A 7,118-nucleotide genomic window follows, 5' to 3' on the forward strand; every position below is an offset into this window, starting at 1 on the left:
GAATCGAGTCCAAAATCACCCGGTGAACCTCGTGTTCATCACCACGGGCAGGGTCCGCAGGATGATCTTCAGATCCAGCCAAATGCTCTGGTTGTTGATGTAATTGAGGTCGTAACGCACCATTTCCTTGAACGTGGTGTTGTAGGTTCTGAGGACCTGCCAGAGGCCCGTGATTCCCGGTTTCGCCTCGAGAACACGGCGACGATGCCAATCCTGATAGATGTCGACCTCGTAAGGAATTGGAGGGCGCGGACCCACGAGACTCATCGTGCCCAGGAGAACGTGGAACAGTTGCGGAAGCTCATCCAGGCAGGTTCGTCTCAGAACGCGTCCCAAAGGAGTGATGCGCGGATCGTCCGGCACCTTGAACAACGGTCGGCCCGCATCGTCGAGCGGCTTTACCGGAACCCGACCATTGATGAAGTTCCACTGGTACTTCCGGTGGATCTCATCATTGGCACCGGCCCGCATGGTTCTGAACTTCAAGAAGGTGAACATCCTCCCCTGGAATCCGACGCGTACCTGTTTGTAGAGCACGGGTCCCCGCGAAGTGAGCTTGATGGCGATCGCGATCAACAACATGGGCACGGCGAGAATGCTGATGCCGATCACCGCGCCGACGATGTCAATCGAGCGTTTCGCGAAGCGATACCATCGATCCTGCTCGGCAAGCTCGGGAAGAATCTCTGTCTTCAGGGTGTCGACGCGTACTTTAGGATCGCCTTCGGCGGAATCGACACCGGCCGCCGGGGCGGCCTCCTCGTCCTTGTCCCCCGATTGAGGAGCTTCGTTTCCGTTGCGCGATTCCAGCGAACCAGCCTCTGACGGATCACGGCCGTTGTCCGAATGGTCGGCCAAAGGCGAGCAGGCGAAGGTCACGGATCGGATGAACCGCGGGTAGTGTGCTCCCGCGGAGGCATCCACCCCATCGGACAGGATCCGCTTGATCTTCTTGATGAAAGCTCGGGCGTGGGCGCTGGAGGCGTCGCACAAGAGGATGGCGATCGTGTATTTGCTGAGGTACTTGATGTCGTAGTTGCGCGTATTGCGGGAAATGACGTCGACCGTGTGGGCGAGGCACTCGTGGAGGCCACGCTTCGTCAGCTGCCGGTCGTGTCGACTCTTGGAAAAGTCGATGGTGACGCAGTTGACGGGAACTCCGGTGCGATAGCTCCGGTTGCGCTCCTGCTTGACCGCCCGCAGGAACTCGTCGCGAGTCACCCACGAGTCTCGGTCCCGGAGCAGTGAGCCGACGAAATCACTCCCTGAACCGTGACCCTTCTTGCGCGCGAACATCGCCCCCCATCCACTGCGAGCCAGCTTCCCAATTGGAAAACTAGCCGCGGCCCCAGTTCCTCAAATCAAGACAACCGACTGACATGTCGCCGAACCCCAATTGAGGCGCACGATCCCACGAATGGAGACCGACGCGCCGCGCTATGCCTTTCAGTTGCGCCACCTCAACGAATCCGTAAACCCTGCCCCCGAGCGGGGATCAAGGATTGCTGGGGTTAACTTCCGGGGGGAAAGCCATTATGAGGCGCTTAGGCGGGTCGAGTCAAGAGAAAACAGGAATCGGTCGTTCTCTCCGAGATGTGGCCGCTCAGGTGTCCATGTAGTGCTTGACACTGATAGCGGTTCTAAGCCACCATAGAGGCCCCCCCTGTAGAAGTCATCGTGAAGGGCATCTGTCCACCGGCATGGCTAATGGTGTAGCGCACGTCTTTCCTGCGACCGACCCCACGGGTCCGGAAATGCATGCTCCTCACGCCCGTTCGATGGAACGCCCGAGACGATTTCGCGCTTCAGGCAGTTAACCGGCTGCTTCGGCGCTTGACTCGAGATTTTCTGAGCTTGGATTAACGAGAGCGAAGACGTGGGGGAGGCGATCATGAGACGCTCGGTGTTGATTTCTTGGCGACGATACAGCGTCCGCGCCGGATTGGCTTTGCTGCTGTTGCAGCTCTTCCAGCAAATGCCCGTCGTTCTGGCTCAGGAGGAACCGGCGGGTGGAGCCGAGTTGCCGGCTTCGTCCTCGATGCCGCCTTACACGATTCTCGTGGGGGACGTCCTGGACATCAACTTTTTCAACACGCCGCAGCTCAATCAGACCCGAACGGTGGGGCCGGATGGCACCGTCCAGCTTCTACTCATCGGACCGGCGCGCGTAGATGGCCTTTCGGTAGAAGAGCTCACCGAGGACCTCATACGCCGATACTCCTCGCAGGTGGTGGATCCCATCATCTCGGTGAGCATTCAGAAGTTCGCCGGCATGGCCGTTTACGTGGCGGGCGAAGTGTTCAAACCCGGCACGCTTCCGTATCGCGGGGAACTTTCTGTAGTTCAGAGCATTTTCGAGGCCGGCGGATTCCGGAACACGGCCCGCCTGAGCCATGTCCTATTGATAAAGAGGGGACAGCAGAACGAGCCCATTGGCACTCTCGTCGACGTCGGAAAGATTCTCAACGACGCTCAATTCAACCTGGACGTGCCCGTGGGCCCGGGTGACGTCGTTTGGGTGCCTCGCTCGACGATTGCCAACATCAATCTCTTCATCCAACAGTTCATTACCAATAACATACCCATCCCCTTCACTTTCGCGGTTAGGGTCAATGACCCGAATCGTTAGGAGCTTGATGGTAATGCTCGTGGCCGGGCACGTTCGCCGTGGACGCGGAAACGCGACAGCTCGTGAACGTGCGTGCCTCGGGCCCGAACCCAATTCCAACCGAGGAGCCCAACATGCGTGATCGACCTGACCCGCGTTCGGGCATGGATTTCTCTCTGCGGGACCTTCTTACGATTCTATTCAGACGCCGCAGGCCTGCCATGCTCTTCTTCTTGACGGTAATCATCGTCGTGCTCATAAGCACCATCCTCACCCCTCCTTTCTATCAAGTGACCGCCGCCATACTCGTCAAGACCCAGCGCGCGGAAACGCTTCCCGGCACGCGTCGTGAGGTCACCGAAGGAGATCTGAATACCGAGATCGAGATCCTGAAGAACCGTCAATTGCTGGAGCAAGTCCTCCTTTCTCTCGAGCAGGAATCCAACGGCGACTCCAGCCCCTTGGGGCAGCGCACGCCAGGTTTGCTGGCGAGGGGCCGACGGTGGGTTACCGGCCTCCTGGGCAGACCGCGGATGACCGCATTCGAACAGAACGTTCTCCGACTTCAACGGCAGCTCAGCATTTCTCCGCTGCGCAACTCGAGCATCATCCAGATCAGCTACGAATCGGAGGATCCGGAATGGGCGACGAAAGTCGTCCGGACTCTGACGGATCGCTATCTCGCCTGGCGCTCCCGCGTGTTCCAGCCACCACAGACGGCCGCCTTCTTCGAGGAGCAGCTTCAAATGGCGAAACAACAGCTGCAACAGGCGGAGGCGGCGCTCGGTGAGTTCGTCGAGAAAGAGACCGTCACCATGATCGAGGGCCCGGGAAAAGCCGACGCCATCGCGCAGCAGAAGAGCTTGGCCCTGGGACGACTCGACGACGTCGAGAAGGAGATCTTCGAGACGGAGAGCGTGATCCGACAACAGGAGAACACCGTCGCCAGCCTCTCGGAGCGCCTGGCCCAGGAACCCGAGCGCCTCTTGAGCTCGAGCCGCCAGCATATCTATCCCGCCGTGGAAGAAATCGAGAGGGAGCTGGTCCACCTCCTGCTGGAGAGAGACAACTTGCTCCAGAGTTTCGAAGAAGACAACCGGCTGGTGCGGGACATCGACCGCCGCGTCGAGCTCGCGATGCAGCATCGCGAAGAGGCCCGACGTCGTGCCGGGGGGATCGACGGGACCGACATAAACCCCGTTCATCAGGACACGAAGGCCGAGCTCTACGCTGCCCGTACCCGACTCGAAGCGGCGCGAGGTCGACGGGACGTGCTCGAGGGGCAGATCCGCACGCTCCGGGAGCAGCTCGACAGCCTGAACCGCAAGGGATTCACCTTCGAGAAGCTCTACCGCGAGGCGAAAGCCGCAGAAGAGAAATACCTGTTCTATCGCGAGAAGCACGAAGAAGCACGAATCTCCACGGCGATGGACGACCAAAACCTGACCACGGTGAGCGTCGCCCAGGAAGCTCTGAAGCCGTTGAGGCCCGTGGGACCCAGTTTGACGATCAATCTCCTCCTGGCGATGCTGCTGGGAGGAGCTGGTGGGATCATCATGGCTCTGGTCCTCGAGTCCCTCGACCATACTTTCACGACCGGAGTCGACCTCGAGCACAAGTTGGGCCTTCCCCATCTGGCTTCGGTCCCGGAGAGTCAATGAAGAACACCCCGACACCAACACCGATCGAGACAGACGAGGCGCTGCAGTGTACGAGGAATACTTTGGCCTGAAGAAGGCACCGTTCTGCCTGACTCCGGATCCATCATTCTTGTATCAGGGCGCGGCTCATCGCGAAGCCCTTGCGTCTCTGATCTATGGCGTTCGGGCGCAACGCGGATTCATCGCTCTCGTGGGCGAGCCCGGCACCGGCAAGTCCACCCTCATCCAGACATTGCTCGAGGATCTCCACGAGGAGGTGCGCACGGCGTTGATCACCCACACGACCGTGGACCGGGTCGAGATTCTGCGGATGATCGTCCACGAGCTGGATATTCCCGACGAAGGCTTGGGAAGAGTGGAAATGTTGCGCCAGCTCAACGAGCTGGTCATCGAGGAGCTCAAGGGCGGGCGATTACCTCCGCTCTTGATCATCGACGAGGCTCAAGGCCTTTCCGACGAAGTGCTCGAGGAGATCCGGCTCTTGACGAACCTGGAGATCTCGGGGGCCAAGCTCTTGCAGGTTCTGCTCGCGGGTCAGCCCGAGTTGGAATCCAGACTCCAGAGCCCGCGCCTTCGTCAGCTACGACAGAGGATTGCCGTTCACGCCAAGCTGAGACCCTTGGCACGCGATGAAGTTGCCGCTTACGTCGATCATCGATTGCGAGTCGCCGGCGGCGGGCAGGTGCGGCTATTCACCGAGCCAGCCTTGCACGCCATATGGGAGGCCTCGGGTGGAATTCCCCGGCTCATCAACGCGCTCTGCGACCTCTCCATGATGAACGCCTACGGAGCGGAGAAATCGCGGGTCGACCTCAGTCTGGCAGAGGAAGCGATAAGAGACACCGGTTTGGGTCCGGAGCAAGACCAGAACGTTTCGAGAGGGTTCTTCCAGCGCTTGCGGCACTCGATGGGCCGTTCGCTCAGAAGGTTCCGCTTTTGGAAGCTGGGCCGAGAGGCAGTCTAGGAAATAGAAGATGGGAAACCGAGACCGTCGGGAAGAGGGCCGATGAAATGAGCAGGATCTACGAAGCTATGAGGCGCGCTCACCAAGAGTCGCAGCCTCCATCCGCGCTGGAACGAGACGATGGAATTCCAGAGATCCCTAGAACCAATGGACTTCCCGAATCGGTTCGCGTCGCTTTCGAACGTCTCGCCCAGGAGATAACCAGCTCGCTCACGACCGACGAGCTTCGAACCATCATCGTGGTGAGCGCCGTGCAGGGCGAGGGGGCGAGCACCGTAGCCCGAGGTCTGGCGACAATTCTCGGTCAGACCGAGCCGACTCTGCTGGTGGATGCGAATCTGCGAACGCCCACGCAACATCTGGCGTTCGGGAGGGAACGCGGTCCAGGACTCAGCGATGTTGCCGGTGAAAAAGTAGCACTGAAGGAGGCCATCCGGGAGCACGTGGCCCCGGGTCTGGATCTTCTATGCTCCGGTACTGCCGGAGGAGGCCCGGCTCTCTCCACCGAAGCCCTTCCTCAGATCAAACGCTACATCGGTACGCAGAGGTTTCGTGACGATGCTCTCTCGCTTCCGGGCCGTTACAAGTGGGCCATCGCAGATATGCCGCCGGTTACCGTCTATGCCGACGCGCTGAACTGGGCGAGCAATGCCGATGGAGCCATCATCGTGCTTCGTGCGGAACACACGCGGTGGGAAGTCGCCACGAAAGCGAAGCAGATCCTCGATAGCTACGGAATCAGGATTCTCGGAGCGGTTCTGAACCGCAGGAAGTACCACATCCCCGACTCGGTCTATAAGCTACTCTAAAGTGCTCAGTGCCGTGGCGGGACCCGTAATCGATCGTGCCGCCACGGCTCGGGGTTGTTTACGGCGCGGCAGGCGCGCCGGGCTCGCTCCGCTCGCGCAGGGTGGGCTGACTTTCTCATCACCCTGCTATTTTCTGTAGGCATTCACGCCGAACTGCATCGGAGCGGAGCTCCGCTCGAAGGCGCCCACGTCGGGCGCGCGCCCTTGGTAGTCGTCGTTGAAGTTCCGAATGATCACACCGGCGTCGTGGCCAGGCGAGCCGGGCACCAACGCGTATTCGCCCTGCCGGTTGGCGGGATCGAAAACAGGAATGCCCTGAAGCCCGTGCCTCTGGTGAGGATCGGTGGCGCATTCGTTTCCGATGTCACCGGTGTAGAGATCGTAATCGAAACTATTGGTACAGCTGTTGGTGCCATCTTCGAAGGTGTCGTGCCAATTCTTGTAGTTGGTGAATATGTTGTTCCGAGTGATGAGCTCGTAGACGTCTCCGCCCGACGCCTTCACCCCGCCGTTCGACCCGAGGGGAAAGGACTGATCCGGCGGCGGAGAGCTCTGTAAAACCACGTTGTGAAACACGTAGGTGCGACCACTCCCGTACCATACCCCGTCGCGGGTGACACCCCCGGCTTTCAGGAAAGGACCCCGGCCGTAAGCGTCGGAGTCCTTCTCCCGCGGGCTTCTTCTGCTGGTGTCGGCGATATTTCGCCAGATGTAAAGCGGCCCAATCGACGTCGAGGCAATCGCGATCTTCACGAAGGTTCGATCGATATAGTTACCCCAGATTCGCACGTTGGTGTTGGCGCCTTCGCTCTCGATTCCGTCGTCCCAACAATGTGAGATGGAATTGGCGTATATGTCCGTATCCCGGTGGGGAAAACCGCGGAAGCTGAAATTGCTGGCCCCCCCGAAGATGTCGGCAAAATAGTGCTCTTCGTCGGAGTAGATGTCGTTGTAGCGAATGACATGGTTGCCCTTGCTATCGGCCAAATAGATCGCTCGGGGCCCCATCGGATGGCTCGTGTCGTGTCGCCGACGATACTCGCTCCAACTATTGGAATCGCCACGGGGGTGATGGA

Annotated in this window: 6 protein-coding genes; 4 read left to right on the top strand and 2 right to left on the bottom strand. The window is 59.7% G+C overall.

Annotated elements, in window-relative coordinates; all coding sequences use genetic code 11:
• Window positions 1-15: 15 nt before the first annotated feature.
• Window positions 16-1,221 (bottom strand): sugar transferase, encoded by a 1,206-nt coding sequence (locus VEK15_25480; protein ID HXV64077.1) that lies wholly within the window; start codon window positions 1,219-1,221, stop codon window positions 16-18.
• Between the two features lie 670 nt (window positions 1,222-1,891).
• Here VEK15_25480 and VEK15_25485 point away from each other — a divergent pair.
• The 4 genes from VEK15_25485 (at window position 1,892) to VEK15_25500 (ending at window position 6,042) form a co-directional block, all read left to right on the top strand.
• Window positions 1,892-2,629: a polysaccharide biosynthesis/export family protein gene (locus VEK15_25485; GenBank protein ID HXV64078.1), complete on the top strand. Its 738-nt coding sequence runs from the start codon at window positions 1,892-1,894 to the stop codon at window positions 2,627-2,629.
• A 113-nt stretch (window positions 2,630-2,742) separates the two neighbouring features.
• Window positions 2,743-4,269, top strand: a complete 1,527-nt coding sequence (locus VEK15_25490; GenBank protein HXV64079.1) for a Wzz/FepE/Etk N-terminal domain-containing protein — start codon at window positions 2,743-2,745, stop codon at window positions 4,267-4,269.
• Window positions 4,270-4,315: 46 nt separating this feature from the next.
• The gene (locus VEK15_25495; protein HXV64080.1) at window positions 4,316-5,233 is read left to right on the top strand and encodes an AAA family ATPase; all 918 of its coding nucleotides are present in this window, start codon (window positions 4,316-4,318) and stop codon (window positions 5,231-5,233) included.
• 47 nt (window positions 5,234-5,280) lie between these two features.
• On the top strand, window positions 5,281-6,042 hold the full coding sequence (locus VEK15_25500; GenBank protein ID HXV64081.1) for a CpsD/CapB family tyrosine-protein kinase: 762 nt from the start codon (window positions 5,281-5,283) through the stop codon (window positions 6,040-6,042).
• Between the two features lie 126 nt (window positions 6,043-6,168).
• On the opposite strand, the gene VEK15_25505 is transcribed toward VEK15_25500, so the two are convergent.
• Window positions 6,169-7,118, bottom strand: a 950-nt coding sequence (locus VEK15_25505; GenBank protein ID HXV64082.1) for a hypothetical protein, incomplete at its 5' end; no start/stop codon positions are given.

Source organism: Vicinamibacteria bacterium, from assembly GCA_035620555.1.
In the GTDB taxonomy this organism is placed as follows: Bacteria; Acidobacteriota; Vicinamibacteria; order Marinacidobacterales; family SMYC01; genus DASPGQ01.

Coding starts and splice junctions, on each gene's coding strand:
- VEK15_25500 (HXV64081.1), top strand. CDS start 5,281: ATGAGCAGGATCTACGAAGCTATGAGGCGCGCTCACCAAGAGTCGCAG.
- VEK15_25485 (HXV64078.1), top strand. CDS start 1,892: ATGAGACGCTCGGTGTTGATTTCTTGGCGACGATACAGCGTCCGCGCC.
- VEK15_25490 (HXV64079.1), top strand. CDS start 2,743: ATGCGTGATCGACCTGACCCGCGTTCGGGCATGGATTTCTCTCTGCGG.